We start from the raw sequence: 16124 nt of genomic DNA, 5'->3' as shown, positions 1-16124 counted from the left end.
CTAACGCTCCTGCTGGTGAGTGGGGCTGGGGAAGCTGCCGGTCTGACCGTTACCGGCCTGTCGACCCTGCTGAATGCCCCTACGGAGATTGGTCAGCCGGCCGCGTACGTCATCGGGCGCACGCGAGACCTGCGGACCGCTTTGGTGCTGTTGCTGCTGTGCCGTGCCCGCGACGAGGTTGGCTCGCGGGACTCGACGCGGCAGGCCTGAGGTGGTGACCCCGCCTGCCGACGGCTTACGGGAACGCTCCGCCTGCTTGACGAGATCGTCGTTCGGAGAGCTGCGCCACGAGGTGGCGGCCGGTGCGGCTGCCGGCCGCTGCGGAACCGGGGGAGTCTGCGGCTGCTGGGGGGCGGCCTGTGCGTATCCCTGGGAGCCGTTGGTCGGGGACCCGTGGGACCCGTTGCTCTGGGCGGCACCGCCCGCGGGCGCACCGTCCGAGCCGTTCGCCTGACCGTGGAACCAGTTGGTCTCCAGCGTGTCGTACAGCGGTGTACGGCCGTCACCGGGGTTCGAGGCCGGGGGAAGCGCCTCGGGGGCCTGCGGACGGGCGGGGGCCTGTGGGGTGGCCGGCCGCTCGTACTGTCCGGTGGAGGATCCCTGGCCGTTGCCGTAGCCGGGTGCCGCGAACTGCCCGGTGGACGCGGGGTCCTGGGAAGGCGCGTAGCCCGGCTGGGCGAACTGGCCGGTGGACGACGGAGCCTGGGAGGCGCCGTAGCCCTGGGCGGCGAACTGCCCCGTTGCGGCCGGGTTCTGGCCGGCGGGGGACTGGTTGCCGTATCCGTACTGGCCGTTGTTCTGGCCGTTGTTCTGCGGCGCGCCCGCGCCGGGGCGCGGGGCGTCGAAGTCGGGACGGGCGAACTCCGCGGTGGAGGCGGGGCCCTGCCGGTCGTCGATGCGCGGCATGCGCGACGTGGCGTCGGGGTCCTCGTGACCACGCGGGGTGTCGAGCGAGGTCCGCGGAACCGGCGGCTGGGCGTTCTCGTCGCTCCAGCTCGGCGTGCGGGACCCGGTGTTGCCGCCGGGCAGCTCGGCGCGTGCGCCACCGCGGCCCGGAAGCTGCGGGCGACGACGGCCGCTCTTGCCGCCGGACGCCTTCGCGGGCGCCGCGGGGGCCTGGTTGCCGTCGCCGAAGGCGTTCTGGCCCGTCTGGCCGGTCTGACCCGTGCCGGAGCCGTTGCCGAAGGAGTTCTTGCGGCCGCCGGACGTGTCGCCGAAGGCGTTCTGGGAACCCGCTCCGTCACCGAAGCCCTGCTGCTGCGAGCCGTTCTGGGCGGGGAAGCCCTGCTGAGGGCTCTGCCCGAAGGCGTTCGCGCCGGCGGGGGCCTGCCGGCCCTGCTGGCCCTGGCCGCCCTGCGGACCACGCGCTCCGCCGGAGGCACCCGGGCGCGAGCCCTGGCCCGTGCCGGGCAGCGCGGCCCGCGCACCCTGGCCGGAGCCGACCTGCCCGCGCTGCGGCGGGGCCCCGAGGGGACCGCCGGGAGCGGAGGGGGAGCCGGCACCGAGCGAGCCACCGCCCGAGCGACGGGCCGCGGCCACACCGGCCGAGGCCTGCGCGGCGGCGGGGCCGCCGCCGGCGGCACCCTGGCCGGGCTTGTTCGGCATGGGCTTCTTGCCGCCCTGGGCCACGTCCACCGGCAGCATGACCAGCGCGGTCGTACCACCGGAGTCGGACGGGCGGAGCTGGATGCGGATGCCGTGACGCTGGGACAGACGACCGACCACGAACAGACCCATGCGTCGGGAGACGGAGACGTCCACCGTGGGCGGAGCGGCGAGCCGCTCGTTGATCGCGGCCAGGTCCTCGGGGGACAGACCGATACCGGTGTCGTGGATCTCGATCAGCACGCGGCCGTCGGGCAGGGCGTGACCGGTGACCTTGACCTTGGTCTGCGGGGAGGAGAACGAGGTGGCGTTCTCCAGCAGCTCCGCGAGCAGGTGGACGAGGTCGTTGACGACGCGGCCGGCGACCTCGGTGCCGGGCACCGAGGCGAGCTCGATGCGCTCGTACTGCTCCACCTCGGACGCGGCGGCGCGGAGGACGTCGACCAGCGGGACCGGACGGGTCCAGCGACGGCCGGGCTCTTCACCGGCGAGGACGAGAAGGTTTTCGCCGTTACGGCGCATGCGGGTCGCGAGGTGGTCGAGCTTGAACAGCGAGGAGAGCTGGTCGGGGTCGGCCTCGCGCGACTCCAGCTCGGATATGAGCGAGAGCTGACGCTGGATGAGGCCCTGGGAACGGCGCGAGAGGTTGGTGAACATCGCGTTGACGTTGCCTCGCAGAAGGGCCTGCTCGGCGGCGAGGCGGACGGCCTCGCGGTGCACGTCGTCGAAGGCCGCGGCCACCTGGCCGATCTCGTCCCGGGAGTGCACACCGACGGATTCCACGGAGGTGTCGACGTCCTGCGGGTCCGACTCCGAGAGCTGCTTGACGAGCTCGGGCAGTCGGTCCTGGGCGACCCGGGTGGCGGTGTCCTGCAGGCGGCGCAGCGAGCGGATCATGGACCGGGCCACGACGAAGGCGCCGACGAGCGAGACACCGAGGACGAGCAGGATCAGGACACCGGAGATGATCGCTTCACTCTGCGACTGGTTACGCAGCTCACGGGCCTTCTGCTCCATCTCGCTGAGCAGCGTGGTCTCGATCTTCGACATCTGGTCGATCTTGGACGAGTCGTCGTCGAGCCAGTCCCTGTAGGACCGCTTGTTCTGCGTGCGCAGACCCTCGGGGTTGCTCAGCACGCGCTTGGCGTACTGGTCGGCCGACTTGATCGTCGGGTTGTCGCCCTCGATCGGCAGGAGGAGTTCCGTGCTGCCGGAGCCGTAGATGTTCTTGAAGGCCTGGTTCTCGGAGTCCTGGCTCTCCAGCGCGGACTGCGCGTACTGCTGGTCGTTCTTGGAGAGGGTTCCGAAGGTCGTCGGCCGCGTGGGGAGCGCGGCGGCGATGATGGCCCGCTGGACGGAGGCGTACTCCTTGGCGGCGGAGAACGACGCCAGCGCGCGGGTGCGCTGGATCATCTCCGGGTTGCTGGTCGCCTCGGCCATGTCCTGCGAGAGCGCGAGGAGCTCGGTGACCAGGCGGTGGTACGCGTCCACCGTCTGGGTCGCGTTCTGCGGGTCGTTGTAGGCGCTGCTGCGGATCGCGTTGAGCTTGTAGAGCTCGCTGACGACGCCGACGAGGCTGTCGTGCACGCCGGAGAGCTGGCCCTTGGCCGTGGCGTCGTCGACCTGCTGCGTGCCCTCGAGGAAGTGCTTCTTCGCCACGTCCGTGGCGTCGCGCACGGACTTGACCTCGTAGTCGTTGGACAGGGCGCCGTGGGCCAGCGGACCGGCCGACTCGTCGCGCTCCTTCTGGAGCGCGGCGGCGAGCTCGGTGGCCTGCTTGGTCATCTCGGTCAGCAGTCGCATGTTGTCGAGCTGCTGGATGTTGTCCATCGACTCGTTGATGCGGAGTGCACCCAGCGAGGTCGCTGCGACCACGGGGAGTGCGAGCAGCGAGACGAGTCGTGTCGAGATGCGCCAGTTCCGCAGGGCTACGCGCGAGCCGTGGCTCGGAGTGGCGCTCTGCGTGGCGTCGGTCGTGGTGGCGGGAGCCTTGGGCTTCGCGCCGGCGCGAGCGGAGTGTTCACCGCTGCCGCCGACCTCTGCCGGTCCCGGGTTCTGGGCGTGCTGGGGCGAGGAACCGCGGTCGGTCCCGCCGCGCGGCTCCGGCTCCGCCGAAGCGCTGCCATCCCTCTTGAAACGTCCCTGCACTAGCGTCGCAACCTCTGGACCAGGCGCCCCTCCGCTGGAACGGCGGGACGGTGTCGGCGTTGTACACGGACGCAGATGCGCCCTGTGTATGTGGTCTGAGTGACCGGCGCAGGTTCCCCCTTCCCGCCGCCACTCGGCGCTGAGTAGCGCCCCTGCGCGCCGGATCGTGAATCCGCGGCGGTCCGAGGAATTCCAGCACAGCCCAGGATCTCCAACAAGGCCCGTGTACCAGGCTGTGACCTTCGTGACAGGATGTGAGTGACAGGTCACGAGGTGTGCAAAGGGTTCTCGTACATACCGGGCATACGCCTACGAGCCATGGGGGTGCATACCCTGTCCCAGTCGCGATGATCAGGAGCGGAATGATTGGTTCAGTGGCGTAATGTCCCTTTGGTCGCACCGAGTTGAGGGTCTCGATTGACCGGTTTGCCCCTTGGTGAGTGAGGAAACTCACACACCGATCATGGCCTCTTCACGCCATCGCCAGGGAATTGAATGTTTAGCCTGACGCTTTACAGGCATGGCGAATCCGACAACCCGCGTCCATCTGGGGCTCTTTGACCCCGACCGGCGCCCAGGACGACAAGGTCGAGCAAAACGGTGAAGACGACGATGATGTTCCGCAACATTGCCAACCCGCGGCGCACGACGCTGGCGCACCTCGAGGACGCCGACGCCCTGCGCACGCCGGAGCTGCCGGAGCACGCCGTCGTCCTCCCGCTGCAGACGGCCAACCCCCGCCGCACCGTCCTGATGGACGCCCCGGTCGCGGTCGCCGCCGCGGAGTGACCCGGTGACCGGCCGAGGGCCGCGGCCCGCGCGGCCCGGCCGGTCGGGGACGGCCGCCCCCTGCGCGCGGCCCGGCCGGCCACGGCCGCCCCTGGCCGAGGAAGCCGCCGTCCGGCCCCCGGACCGGCGCCCCGCCGCTGACCACCCCGGCGGATATACGCGAAGTCGGCAGCCCTTGCCGCGTTAGCCTGGAGCGTCAGACTCCAGCCAGCTCAGTGAGGGGCGCAAGGATCCCGTGCGCATCGCCAGATTCTCCATCGACGGCAACGTCGCTTTCGGCGCGGTCGAGGGCGACAAGCCGGACGAGCTCGTCCTCGACATCATCAAGGGCATCCCGTTCGCGGACTTCGAGCTCTCCGGTACGAAGGTCCCGCTGAACAAGGTCCGGCTGCTGCCGCCGGTGCTCCCGAACAAGGTCGTGGCCTACGGCCGCAACTACGCGGAGCACGCCAAGGAGCTCGGCAACGAGGTGCCCGAGGCCCCGTTCGCCTTCTTCAAGCCGTCGACCTCGGTGATCGGCCCCGGCGACCCGATCCAGTACCCCTCGTTCTCCAGCGAGCTGCACCACGAGGCCGAGCTCGCCGTCGTCATCGGCCGCATGTGCCGCGAGGTCCCGCGCGAGCGCGTGAAGGACGTCATCCTCGGCTACACCTGCGCCAACGACGTCACGGCCCGCGACGTGCAGAAGCGCGAGAAGCAGTGGGCCCGCGCCAAGGGCTTCGACAGCTCCTGCCCGCTCGGCCCCTGGGTGGAGACGGACCTCGACCCCGCCGACCTGACGATCCAGTGCACGGTCAACGGCCAGCAGCGCCAGCTCGGCCGCACCAGCGAGATGATCCACTCCATCGAGGACCTGATCGTCAACATCACCGAGGCCATGACGCTGCTCCCCGGCGACGTGATCCTCACCGGCACCCCGGCTGGGGTCGGCCCCCTGAACGTCGGCGACGAGGTCGCCGTCACCATCGAAGGCATCGGCACTCTCACCAACAAGGTGATCAAGCGTGGCTAACGTCCGTGTACGTTTCTGTCCCTCCCCGACCGGCAACCCCCACGTCGGGCTGGTCCGCACCGCCCTGTTCAACTGGGCGTTCGCCCGGCACAACGAGGGCACCCTGGTCTTCCGCATCGAGGACACCGACGCGGCCCGCGACTCCGAGGAGTCGTACGAGCAGCTCCTCGACGCGATGCGCTGGCTGGGCTTCGACTGGGACGAGGGCCCCGAGATCGGCGGCCCGCACGCGCCGTACCGCCAGTCGCAGCGCATGGACCTGTACGCGGACGTCGCCGCCAAGCTCCTGGACGCGGGCCACGCGTACCACTGCTACTGCTCCACCGAGGAGCTGGACACCCGCCGCGACGCCGCCCGCGCCGCCGGCAAGCCCTCCGGCTACGACGGCCACTGCCGCGACCTGTCCGCCGAGCAGAAGGCCGCCTACGAGGCCGAGGGCCGCAAGCCCATCGTCCGCTTCCGGATGCCCGACGAGGCGATCACCTTCGAGGACCTGGTCCGCGGCGAGATCACGTACCTCCCGGAGAACGTGCCGGACTACGGCATCGTCCGCGCCAACGGCGCGCCGCTGTACACGCTCGTCAACCCCGTCGACGACGCCCTGATGGAGATCACCCACGTCCTGCGCGGCGAGGACCTGCTCTCCTCCACCCCCCGGCAGATCGCCCTCTACAAGGCGCTGACCGAGCTGGGCATCGCCAAGGAGACCCCGGCCTTCGGCCACCTCCCGTACGTGATGGGCGAGGGCAACAAGAAGCTCTCCAAGCGCGACCCGGAGTCCTCGCTCAACCTCTACCGCGAGCGCGGCTTCCTCCCCGAGGGCCTGCTGAACTACCTCTCGCTGCTCGGCTGGTCGCTCGCCGCCGACCGCGACATCTTCTCCATCGACGAGATGGTCGCCGCGTTCGACGTCACCGACGTGAACCCGAACCCGGCCCGCTTCGACCTGAAGAAGTGCGAGGCGATCAACGCCGACCACATCCGCATGCTCGACGTGAAGGACTTCACCGAGCGCTGCGCCCCGTGGCTGCGCGCCCCGTTCGCCCCCTGGGCGCCGGAGGACTTCGACGAGGCGAAGTGGCAGGCGATCGCCCCGCACGCCCAGTCGCGGATGAAGGTGCTCTCCGAGATCACGGACAACGTCGACTTCCTGTTCCTGCCGGAGCCGGCCGTCGACGAGGCGTCCTGGACGAAGGCCATGAAGGAGGGCAGCGACGCCCTGCTCCGTACGGCCCGCGAGAAGCTGGAGGCGGCCGACTGGACCTCTCCGGAGTCCCTCAAGGAGGCCGTCCTGGCCGCCGGTGAGGAGCACGGCCTGAAGCTCGGCAAGGCCCAGGCCCCGGTCCGTGTCGCCGTCACCGGCCGCACGGTCGGCCTGCCGCTCTTCGAGTCCCTGGAGATCCTGGGCAAGGAGAAGACGCTGGCACGCGTCGACGCGGCCCTGGCGAAGCTGGCCGCCTAGCCCTGACAGGCAGAGGGCGGAAGAGGGGCGGCACCCGGTCCGGGTGCCGCCCCTCACGCATGTCCGGACCGGCGCCAAGGCGGTCGTCATCGGGCCGGCGCCCGGTGATGGTCGTCACGCGGACCCGCAGGCCGGGCGCGGTCGTCGCGTGAACCGCCGCCGGGTGGCCGTCGTCACACGGACCGGTGCCACGTGGTGGTCGTCACGGCGGGGGTTCCGGTCCTCGCCGTCGCGGATGACCGCCGCCCGCGGGACAGCCGCCCGTCCCCGGCGATACCGTCGGGCCATGGGCATCGACGCCGTGGTCTGGGACATCGACGACACGCTCTTCGACTACACGAGCGCTGACAGGGCGGGCATGCGGGACCATCTCGCGGCCGAGGGACTGCTCGACGGCGGTACGAGCGTCGAACAGGCCCTCACGCGCTGGCGGGAGATCACCGACGCCCAGTGGGCGAGGTACGCGGCCGGTGAGACGGACTGGCAGGGCCAGCGGCGGGACCGCGTCCGGGTGTTCCTGGGGGAGTCGCTGAGCGACACCGAGGCCGACGCGTGGTTCGACCGGTACATCACGCACTACGAGGGCGCCTGGGCGCTGTTCCCCGACGTCCTGCCCGCCCTCGACGCGCTCGCCTCCGGCCACCGGCACGCGGTGCTGTCCAACTCCAGCCTCCTCGTGCAGGACCGCAAGCTGCGCGTCCTCGGTGTGCACGACCGCTTCGAGGCCATCCTGTGCGCCGCCGAGCTCGGCGTCTCCAAACCCGCGGCGGCCGCCTTCCACGCGGCCTGCGACGCCCTCGGGCTGCCGCCCGGCCGCGTCGCCTACGTCGGGGACCATCCGGAGATCGACGGACGCGGCGCCGCCGACGCCGGTCTGCTCTCGGTGTGGATCGACCGCGGCGGCGCCGGTGCCGCCGGCACCGCCGGACGAAGGGGTCCGCATCGGATCGGATCGCTCGCCGAGTTGCCCGCGATCCTCGCCGCCGATACCCGTTTTGGAGCGCCGTCCACCTTCGGGTAATGTTCTTTCTGCGCCGCCGGGAGCGGGCCGAAAGGCCGGAGCTCGGAGGCGCTCGCTAAAACAAGATCCCCACGCGGGGTTGAGTTTCAGTGGCCTATGGTGTAATTGGCAGCACGACGGTTTCTGGTTCCGTTAGTCTTGGTTCGAGTCCAGGTAGGCCAGCTCGCAGAGCTCATCTGCACCGCGGAGATCCAGATCCGCAAAGCCCCCGTTGTGTAGCGGCCTAGCACGCTGCCCTCTCACGGCAGTAGCGCCGGTTCGAATCCGGTCGGGGGTACAGATCCTTCCCAGGGAGGCAGTTCGGGTCGCACCCGCTGCCCCTCATGCAGGATCGCTAGGGCCCCCGTTGTGTAGCGGCCTAGCACGCCGCCCTCTCAAGGCGGTAGCGCCGGTTCGAATCCGGTCGGGGGTACTGACCAACTGGTCTCGACCAATGGTCTAAACCACCATGGGCTATGGTGTAATTGGCAACACTACGGTTTCTGGTACCGTCATTCTAGGTTCGAGTCCTGGTAGCCCAGCTCCGAATCTGCGGAAACGCAGGATTCAGGCCCCCGTTGTGTAGCGGCCTAGCACGCCGCCCTCTCAAGGCGGTAGCGCCGGTTCGAATCCGGTCGGGGGTACACGGTCCGCAAGGGTCTCCACTTCGGTGGGGGCCCTTTCGGCGTTCGGCGATCAACTCGTGCCATCTCGCCATGAGTTGGATCACCCCGGAGACGAGTCACGGGGTGCACCGGGCCCGAGGGCCGGTACACCCCGTGTACGGGACGGTGTGCATCGGGGAGAGCCTGCCGCGGCGTTGAGGCCGGCCCTCCCGTCGCACGCGGGAGCGGAGCGGAGGTCAGCCCGTGCGGCGCAGGGCCTCGGAGAGGCGTCCGGCGGCGTCGATGACGGCCTGGGCGTGCATGCGGCCCGGGTGCCGGGTCAGGCGCTCGATCGGCCCGGAGACCGAGACGGCGGCCACGACGCGGTTCGAGGGGCCGCGGACCGGCGCGGAGACGGACGCCACGCCCGGCTCGCGCTCGCCGATCGACTGGGCCCAGCCCCGGCGCCGTACCCCCGACAGCGCGGTGGCGGTGAAGCGGGCGCCCTGGAGGCCGCGGTGCAGCCGCTCCGGCTCCTCCCAGGCCATCAGGATCTGGGCGGAGGAACCGGCCTTCATGGTGAGGGTGGAGCCCACCGGCACCGTGTCCCGCAGACCGGACAGCCGCTCGGCCGCGGCGACGCAGATGCGCATGTCGCCCTGGCGGCGGTAGAGCTGCGCGCTCTCGCCCGTGATGTCCCGGAGGTGGGTGAGCACCGGGCCCGCCGTCGCGAGGAGACGGTCCTCGCCGGCGGCCGCGGCCAGCTCGGCGAGCCGGGGCCCGAGGATGAAACGGCCCTGCATGTCGCGCGCCACCATGCGGTGGTGTTCAAGTGCCACGGCGAGGCGATGTGCCGTGGGTCGTGCCAGTCCGGTCGCCGCGACCAAGCCTGCGAGGGTGGCCGGACCGGACTCCAGAGCGCTCAGGACAAGGGCTGCCTTGTCCAGAACGCCGACGCCGCTACTGTTGTCCATGAAACGATACTCGCGTCTCACTCTGTGAAACGCAAGTTCAATTTCCGGTGAAACGCGCCACCCTGGTAGGCACAGCGGCCCGCGGACCAACGGGTCCGGCGGACGACGTCCGGCACTAGGGGTGCGGACGTCCACCGCCCCGGAAATCTCTAGTTGGGCCGGCGCCACACGAGCCGGCCGGAGGGAAAGCGATGGGTAGGACACTCGCGGAGAAGGTCTGGGACGACCACGTCGTCCGGCGCGCCGAGGGCGAGCCCGACCTCCTCTTCATCGATCTGCACCTGCTGCACGAGGTGACCAGCCCGCAGGCCTTCGACGGCCTGCGCCAGGCGGGCCGTCCGGTGCGGCGCCTCGACCTCACCATCGCGACCGAGGATCACAACACCCCGACCCTCGACATCGACAAGCCCATCGCGGACCCGGTCTCGCGCGTCCAGCTCGAGACGCTGCGCAAGAACGCCGCCGAGTTCGGCGTGCGGCTGCATTCCCTGGGCGACGTCGAGCAGGGCGTGGTGCACGTGGTGGGGCCGCAGCTCGGTCTGACCCAGCCGGGCACCACGGTGGTCTGCGGCGACTCGCACACCTCCACGCACGGCGCGTTCGGCGCCCTGGCGTTCGGCATCGGCACCTCTCAGGTGGAGCACGTGCTGGCCACCCAGACGCTGCCGCTGGCCCGGCCCAAGACCATGGCCATCACCGTCGAGGGCGAGCTGCCCGACGGCGTCACCGCGAAGGACCTGATCCTGGCGATCATCGCCAAGATCGGTACGGGCGGCGGCCAGGGCTACATCCTGGAATACCGCGGCTCCGCCATCGAGAAGCTCTCGATGGAGGCCCGGATGACCATCTGCAACATGTCGATCGAGGCCGGCGCCCGCGCGGGCATGATCGCCCCCGACGAGACGACCTTCGCCTACCTCAAGGGCCGCGCCCACGCGCCCGAGGGTGAGGACTGGGACGCCGCCGTCGCGTACTGGAAGACGCTGAAGTCCGACGACGACGCCGCATTCGACACGGAGGTCGTCATCGACGCCGCCTCCCTGTCGCCGTTCGTCACCTGGGGCACCAACCCCGGCCAGGGAGCGCCGCTTTCGGCGAACGTCCCCGACCCTGCTTCGTACGAAGACGCTTCGGAGCGCCTGGCAGCCGAAAAGGCCCTGGAATACATGGGGTTGACCGCCGGACAGCCGCTGCGCGACATCAAGGTCGACACCGTCTTCGTAGGTTCGTGCACCAACGGCCGCATCGAGGACCTGCGCGCGGCCGCCGCGATCGTCGAGGGCCGCAAAGTCGCCGACGGCGTACGGATGCTGGTCGTCCCCGGTTCCGCGCGGGTCGGACTCCAGGCCGTCTCCGAGGGTCTGGACGTGGTCTTCAAGGAGGCCGGCGCCGAATGGCGGCACGCGGGCTGCTCGATGTGTCTGGGCATGAACCCCGACCAGCTCGCCCCCGGTGAGCGCTCCGCGTCCACCTCCAACCGCAACTTCGAGGGCAGGCAGGGCAAGGGCGGCCGTACGCACCTGGTCTCCCCGCAGGTCGCCGCCGCCTCGGCGGTCCTCGGCCACCTGGCCTCCCCGGCCGACCTGTCCGACGCCCCCGTGCCCGCTGGAGTCTGAGAGTCATGGAAGCATTCACCAAGCACACCGGCCGGGCCGTCCCGCTGCGCCGCAGCAACGTCGACACCGACCAGATCATCCCCGCGCACTGGCTCAAGAAGGTGACCCGGGACGGCTTCGAGGACGGTCTCTTCGAGGCCTGGCGCAAGGACGCCTCCTTCGTCCTCAACCAGCCGGAGCGCCAGGGCGCCACGGTTCTGGTCGCGGGCCCCGACTTCGGTACGGGCTCCTCCCGCGAGCACGCCGTCTGGGCGCTGCAGAACTACGGCTTCAAGGCCGTCATCTCCTCCCGGTTCGCCGACATCTTCCGCGGCAACTCGCTCAAGAACGGCCTGCTCACGGTGGTTCTGGACCAGAAGATCGTGGACGCCCTGCAGGAGCTGTCCGAGCGGGACCCGCAGGCGGAGATCACGGTCGACCTGGAGGCCCGCGAGGTGCGCGCCGAGGGCGTCACCGCCGCCTTCGAGCTCGACGAGAACGCCCGCTGGCGGCTGCTGAACGGGCTGGACGACATCTCCATCACCCTCCAGAACGAGGGCGACATCGCGGCGTACGAGGCCAAGCGGCCCTCGCACAAGCCGAAGACGCTCCAGGTCTGACCCCCGGGCCGGGCCACGGCCCGGCCCGACTCATTTCAGCCACGCAACACCCCTCTGTACCCCCAATCGTGGACGGTTGGGGGTACAGCCGTTTCCGCCTCCGGACGGCTCCCGCGGGCCCCCACGAGGGCGGTCAACTCCCTTAGTTACAAGGCGGGTTGTCTGGGTAGGCGGCTACCTGGGCGACTTCCGGCCAAGGGGGTCAGGAGGCTGCCGGGGGGCGGCAGTTACCCCCTGCGCAGGCGACAACTCGCCCCAGATGGCACAATCTGTGCATGGAACGTGACGGCCAACTCGAGCTCTACATGGCGGTCGCGGCCCAACTCAAGGAAGCGCACACAACAGTGCGCGCACTGCAAGTCCCGGAGGGCGTACGGATGGCGCTGACCCGGAAGCTGCTGGTCATTACGGCCGCGGCCAAACACGATCTCGCCGACGCGGCAAGGCGGCTGGAGCGGTTCACCAGCGACCTTGACGAGGGTCGATTCCTCGAAGGGGATCACTGACGAACTGCGCTGCGGCCCGAGTTCGTTGCGGCACAAGGGTGATTAGCCCGTTTCGTGTTTGATTTGCGGTATATATCTGCCTAACGTGCGAAAAAGCTTGAACGCATTCGTTCGGGCAATGTCTCCGAAGGGGAAGACGTGAACAAGGCGCAGCTCGTAGAAGCGATTGCCGACAAGGTCGGCGGGCGTCAGCAGGCCGCCGACGCGGTCGACGCGGTACTGGACGCCATCGTCCGTGCGGTTGTCGGCGGAGACCGGGTCTCGGTCACGGGCTTCGGTTCCTTCGAGAAGGTCGACCGTCCCGCCCGTTACGCCCGCAACCCTCAGACGGGTGAGCGTGTTCGGGTCAAGAAGACGTCCGTGCCGCGGTTCCGTGCCGGCCAGGGCTTCAAGGACCTGGTGAGCGGCTCGAAGAAGCTCCCGAAGAACGACGTGGCGGTCAAGAAGGCCCCGAAGGGCAGCCTCTCCGGCGGCGCTTCCGCGACGGTGAAGAAGGCCGCGGCCAAGAAGGCCACCACCGCCAAGAAGGCGGCGGCGAGCAAGGCCGTGGCGAAGAAGACCACGGCGAAGAAGACCACGGCCGCCGCGAAGAAGACCACGGCGAAGAAGACGACGGCGAAGACGACCGCCGCCAAGAAGACCACGGCGAAGACGACCGCGGCCAAGAAGACCGCCGCCAAGAAGGCTCCGGCGAAGAAGGCCACGGCCAAGAAGGCCCCCGCCAAGAAGTCGACCGCCCGCAAGACCACCGCCAAGAAGGCCACCGCCCGCTAGAGACGGGTACAGGGCACCTCACGCGCCGGGCCGGGCTCCCCGAGGGAGCCCGGCCCGCGGCGTGTCCGCGACGGCCGCGCCGCGGGGGTCCGCGACGCCCGCGCCGCGAGGGCTCAGAACGTCTGCAGCGTGATCAGGGTGATCCGGAGCTCCGCGCCCGCGCCCTCGGTCTCGATCCGCACCCGCTGTCCCGGCCGCAGCAGCCGCAGCCCGCCGGCGTCGAACGCCGGACCGTCGAAGGGCACCGGGGTGCCGTCGTCGAGCAGCACCTGTCCGCTGCGGGTCTCGGGGTCGTACGTGTACGAGGTCGCCTGCATGGGGGCAGCCTACTGATCCCGCCGCCGGGGGCGCCGCGCGCGGACCGGCCGCCCGGTGTCCCTCACTGCCCGGGAATGAGCAGCCGCGCCGCCGCGGCCGCCGTGCGCGGTCCCACCCCGAGCGTCAGCGCCGCCCGCAGATCCTCCCGGGTGTCCACGTCCCGCCGTACGGAATCCACCGCGTCGAGACGGAGTTCCGCCGCCCCCGAGGCGCGATGGCGGGCCCGGGAATCACCACCGAAAGCAGGGAGCAATTCCCGGCCCGGGGACGCGGCCAGGAGCGTGGTGCCGATTGCAGCAGCATCGGCCAGAAAAGCGCGCGGGAATTCACTCGCGGCGGCCAGGACCCGGGCCAATTCCGAAGGCCGCAGAGCGGGCAGATCGGCGTTCAGGGCGGCGAGGGCGCTTTCGGGATCCCGGGCCCGTACGACACCCGCGCCGTGCGCCAGCGCCGCGTTGAGACCCCCGCCCGGCTCGTCCGCGACGATCCGCGCGCCGAGCGCGGCCAGCTCCCTGCCGGCCACCGCGTCACCCGTGACGACCGCCACATCCCGCACCGCCGCGCAGGCCAGCGCCGCCGCCACCGTGTCCTGCGCGAACGCGAGCGCGAGGCCCGGGCGCAGTACGTCGGAAGCGGTGTCCGCAAGCCTGCTCTTGGCACGCGCCAGGGGTTTGAGGGGTACGACCAAGGTCCACCGCACGAACACTCCACCCTCTCCGGTCACGCCTTATTGTGACCTGGTCACCCTGGCGGTCCGGGTGTCGGGGCGTACGGTGTTCTCGACAGACAGGCGGCCTGGAGCGACACTTGTGCGGCCCCCCAGGCTCTAGAGGAAGGTGTCCGCGTGCCCCGCCGCAGAATCGGCTTCTGGTACCGCTTCGCAGCGGTTCTCTGCAAACCGCCGCTCGTGGTTCTGATCAAGCGGGACTGGCGTGGGATGGAGAACATTCCGGCCGAGGGCGGATTTATCACCGCGGTGAACCACAATTCCCACGTGGACCCGTTCGCGTATGCGCACTACCAGTACAACACCGGACGTGTTCCCCGGTTCCTGGCGAAGGCCGGACTTTTCAAGAAGGGATTCGTCGGCGCCGCGATGCGCGGCACCGGACAGATTCCCGTCTACCGCGAGAGCACCGACGCCCTGAGCGCCTTCCGGGCCGCGATCGACGCCGTGGAACGCGGTGAGTGCGTCGCGTTCTACCCCGAGGGCACGCTCACCCGTGACCCCGACGGCTGGCCGATGACCGGCAAGACCGGTGCGGCGCGCGTCGCCCTGCAGACCAGGTGCCCGGTCATCCCGGTGGCCCAGTGGGGCGCCAACGAACTGCTGCCCCCGTACGCCAAGAAGCCCGACATCCTCCCGCGCAAGACCCACCACGTGCTCGCGGGCCCGCCGGTGGACCTCTCGCGCTTCTACGACCGGGAGATGAACCCGGACCTCCTCAAGGAGGTCACCGAGGTCATCATGGCCGCCATCACCGCGCAGCTCGAGCTGATCCGCGGCGAGAAGGCGCCCGAGAACGTGTACGACCCGCGCGAGGTGCGCATCGCGCAGCGCCGCAAGGCCGCGGCCAAGTCGAAGGCACAGCAGGAAGAAGGGCAGGGCACGTGAGCAAGCCGGTCAGGGCGGCCGTCTTCGGGACCGGATCGTGGGGTACGGCCTTCGGCATGGTGCTCGCCGACGCGGGGTGCGACGTCACCCTGTGGGCACGCCGTCCCGGACTCGCCGACGCGGTCAACTCCACGCGGATGAACCCGGACTACCTCCCGGGGATCGAACTCCCGGAGAACCTGCGGGCCACCGCCGACCCGGCCGAGGCCGCCCGCGACGCCGACTTCACCGTCCTCGCGGTGCCCTCCCAGACCCTGCGCGGCAACCTCGCGGACTGGGTGCCGCTGCTCGCCCCCGACACCGTGCTCGTCTCGCTCATGAAGGGCGTCGAACTCGGCACCGTGAAGCGGATGAGCGAGGTCATCGAGGAGGTCGCCAAGGTCTCCGCGGACCGCGTGGCCGTGGTCACCGGACCCAACCTCGCCAAGGAGATCGCCCAGCGGATGCCCGCGGCGGCGGTCGTCGCCTGCCGCGACGAGGCGGTGGCCCGGCGCATCCAGACCGCCTGCCACACGCCGTACTTCCGCCCCTACACCAACACCGACGTGGTGGGCTGTGAACTCGGCGGAGCCGTCAAGAACGTGATCGGCCTCGCCGTCGGCATCGCGGACGGCATGGGCCTGGGCGACAACGCCAAGGGCTCGCTGATCACCCGCGGCCTGGCCGAGACCACCCGGCTCGGACTCGTCATGGGCGCGGAGCCGATGACGTTCTCCGGCCTCGCGGGCCTCGGCGACCTCGCCGCGACCTGCTCCTCGCCGCTGTCCCGCAACCACACCTTCGGCATCAACCTCGGCCGGGGCATGACCCTCCAGGAGACCATCGCGGTCACCCGGCAGACCGCCGAGGGAGTCAAGTCCTGTGAGTCGGTGCTGGATCTGGCGCGCCGGCACGGCGTCGACATGCCGATCACCGAGACGGTCGTCAGCATCGTCCACGAGGGCAAGCCGCCGGTGGTCGCCCTCAAGGAGCTGATGGGGCGCAGCGCGAAGTCCGAACGCCGCTGAGCCACCCGGCGAACCGCCAGGTGGGCGACGCTCCGCGACGGTGGGTACGACGCTGAGCAACAGCCGCCGTGGGGCGCTGACTCACCGCCGTACC

General features: G+C 70.4%; 14 protein-coding genes and 5 tRNA genes. 15 read left to right on the top strand and 4 right to left on the bottom strand.

The features are described 5' to 3' along the window. Nucleotides 1-3753, bottom strand: coding sequence for a sensor histidine kinase (locus ACZ4TO_RS35670; RefSeq protein WP_382790925.1), 3753 nt, complete (start codon nucleotides 3751-3753; stop codon nucleotides 1-3). A gap of 600 nt (nucleotides 3754-4353) precedes the next feature. Here ACZ4TO_RS35670 and ACZ4TO_RS35665 point away from each other — a divergent pair. The 9 genes from ACZ4TO_RS35665 (at nucleotide 4354) to ACZ4TO_RS35625 (ending at nucleotide 8660) form a co-directional block, all read left to right on the top strand. Then, the gene (locus ACZ4TO_RS35665; protein WP_361683213.1) at nucleotides 4354-4542 is read left to right on the top strand and encodes a hypothetical protein; all 189 of its coding nucleotides are present in this window, start codon (nucleotides 4354-4356) and stop codon (nucleotides 4540-4542) included. A 235-nt stretch (nucleotides 4543-4777) separates the two neighbouring features. After that, on the top strand, nucleotides 4778-5554 hold the full coding sequence (locus ACZ4TO_RS35660) for a fumarylacetoacetate hydrolase family protein (RefSeq protein ID WP_382790922.1): 777 nt from the start codon (nucleotides 4778-4780) through the stop codon (nucleotides 5552-5554). Further along, on the top strand, nucleotides 5547-7016 hold the full coding sequence (gltX, locus tag ACZ4TO_RS35655) for a glutamate--tRNA ligase (protein ID WP_385048430.1): 1470 nt from the start codon (nucleotides 5547-5549) through the stop codon (nucleotides 7014-7016). The genes ACZ4TO_RS35660 and gltX overlap by 8 nt, the downstream gene beginning before the upstream one ends. A 286-nt stretch (nucleotides 7017-7302) precedes the next feature. Next, nucleotides 7303-8037, top strand: a complete 735-nt coding sequence (locus ACZ4TO_RS35650; protein WP_382790916.1) for an HAD family hydrolase — start codon at nucleotides 7303-7305, stop codon at nucleotides 8035-8037. Between the two features lie 90 nt (nucleotides 8038-8127). After that, nucleotides 8128-8199, top strand: a tRNA-Gln gene (locus ACZ4TO_RS35645). A gap of 42 nt (nucleotides 8200-8241) precedes the next feature. Further along, nucleotides 8242-8314: transfer RNA gene (locus tag ACZ4TO_RS35640), tRNA-Glu, on the top strand. 62 nt (nucleotides 8315-8376) lie between these two features. Continuing rightward, nucleotides 8377-8449 (top strand) — tRNA-Glu (locus ACZ4TO_RS35635). Nucleotides 8450-8486: 37 nt separating this feature from the next. Then, nucleotides 8487-8558 (top strand) — tRNA-Gln (locus ACZ4TO_RS35630). 29 nt (nucleotides 8559-8587) lie between these two features. After that, nucleotides 8588-8660, top strand: a tRNA-Glu gene (locus ACZ4TO_RS35625). Nucleotides 8661-8878: 218 nt separating this feature from the next. On the opposite strand, the gene ndgR is transcribed toward ACZ4TO_RS35625, so the two are convergent. Beyond that, complete coding sequence (ndgR, locus tag ACZ4TO_RS35620) at nucleotides 8879-9595, bottom strand: IclR family transcriptional regulator NdgR (protein ID WP_028806673.1); 717 nt, start codon at nucleotides 9593-9595, stop codon at nucleotides 8879-8881. A 191-nt stretch (nucleotides 9596-9786) separates the two neighbouring features. Between ndgR and leuC the strand changes: the two genes are divergently transcribed. From leuC to ACZ4TO_RS35600, 4 genes are all read left to right on the top strand, one after another. Next, the gene (leuC, locus tag ACZ4TO_RS35615) at nucleotides 9787-11211 is read left to right on the top strand and encodes a 3-isopropylmalate dehydratase large subunit (RefSeq protein WP_382790914.1); all 1425 of its coding nucleotides are present in this window, start codon (nucleotides 9787-9789) and stop codon (nucleotides 11209-11211) included. Between the two features lie 5 nt (nucleotides 11212-11216). After that, nucleotides 11217-11810 carry a 3-isopropylmalate dehydratase small subunit gene (gene leuD / locus ACZ4TO_RS35610; protein WP_382790910.1) on the top strand — a complete coding sequence of 198 codons (594 nt, stop codon included), beginning with the start codon at nucleotides 11217-11219 and terminating at the stop codon, nucleotides 11808-11810. Between the two features lie 275 nt (nucleotides 11811-12085). Beyond that, entirely contained in the window at nucleotides 12086-12316 is a 231-nt protein-coding gene (locus ACZ4TO_RS35605; protein WP_355766602.1) for an SCO5555 family protein, read from the top strand. A 138-nt stretch (nucleotides 12317-12454) separates the two neighbouring features. Continuing rightward, a complete protein-coding gene (locus ACZ4TO_RS35600; protein ID WP_382790908.1) occupies nucleotides 12455-13090 on the top strand; it encodes an HU family DNA-binding protein in 636 nt (211 codons plus the stop codon). Between the two features lie 113 nt (nucleotides 13091-13203). Here the strand turns inward: ACZ4TO_RS35600 and ACZ4TO_RS35595 are convergent, their stop codons facing one another. Further along, nucleotides 13204-13407 carry a hypothetical protein gene (locus ACZ4TO_RS35595; RefSeq protein ID WP_355766608.1) on the bottom strand — a complete coding sequence of 68 codons (204 nt, stop codon included), beginning with the start codon at nucleotides 13405-13407 and terminating at the stop codon, nucleotides 13204-13206. 62 nt (nucleotides 13408-13469) lie between these two features. Next, nucleotides 13470-14108 (bottom strand): 2-phospho-L-lactate guanylyltransferase, encoded by a 639-nt coding sequence (cofC, locus tag ACZ4TO_RS35590; protein ID WP_468026363.1) that lies wholly within the window; start codon nucleotides 14106-14108, stop codon nucleotides 13470-13472. A gap of 144 nt (nucleotides 14109-14252) precedes the next feature. On the opposite strand from cofC, the gene ACZ4TO_RS35585 reads away from it, so the two are divergent. Together ACZ4TO_RS35585 and ACZ4TO_RS35580 are read left to right on the top strand one after the other, a co-directional pair. Further along, nucleotides 14253-15023 carry a lysophospholipid acyltransferase family protein gene (locus ACZ4TO_RS35585; RefSeq protein ID WP_382790902.1) on the top strand — a complete coding sequence of 257 codons (771 nt, stop codon included), beginning with the start codon at nucleotides 14253-14255 and terminating at the stop codon, nucleotides 15021-15023. Further along, nucleotides 15020-16030: an NAD(P)H-dependent glycerol-3-phosphate dehydrogenase gene (locus ACZ4TO_RS35580; protein WP_468026362.1), complete on the top strand. Its 1011-nt coding sequence runs from the start codon at nucleotides 15020-15022 to the stop codon at nucleotides 16028-16030. The genes ACZ4TO_RS35585 and ACZ4TO_RS35580 overlap by 4 nt, the downstream gene beginning before the upstream one ends. Nucleotides 16031-16124 lie beyond the last annotated feature (94 nt).

This window comes from Streptomyces sp. NPDC028298 (assembly GCF_055565895.1).
This window is presented reverse-complemented; position numbering and strand designations above follow the sequence as displayed.

Excerpts from the sequence above, each read along its gene's own strand:
- leuD (WP_382790910.1), top strand. The coding sequence starts at position 11,217 with ATGGAAGCATTCACCAAGCACACCGGCCGGGCCGTCCCGCTGCGCCGC.
- ACZ4TO_RS35595 (WP_355766608.1), bottom strand. The coding sequence starts at position 13,407 with ATGCAGGCGACCTCGTACACGTACGACCCCGAGACCCGCAGCGGACAG.
- ACZ4TO_RS35650 (WP_382790916.1), top strand. The coding sequence starts at position 7,303 with ATGGGCATCGACGCCGTGGTCTGGGACATCGACGACACGCTCTTCGAC.
- ndgR (WP_028806673.1), bottom strand. The coding sequence starts at position 9,595 with ATGGACAACAGTAGCGGCGTCGGCGTTCTGGACAAGGCAGCCCTTGTC.
- leuC (WP_382790914.1), top strand. The coding sequence starts at position 9,787 with ATGGGTAGGACACTCGCGGAGAAGGTCTGGGACGACCACGTCGTCCGG.
- ACZ4TO_RS35605 (WP_355766602.1), top strand. The coding sequence starts at position 12,086 with ATGGAACGTGACGGCCAACTCGAGCTCTACATGGCGGTCGCGGCCCAA.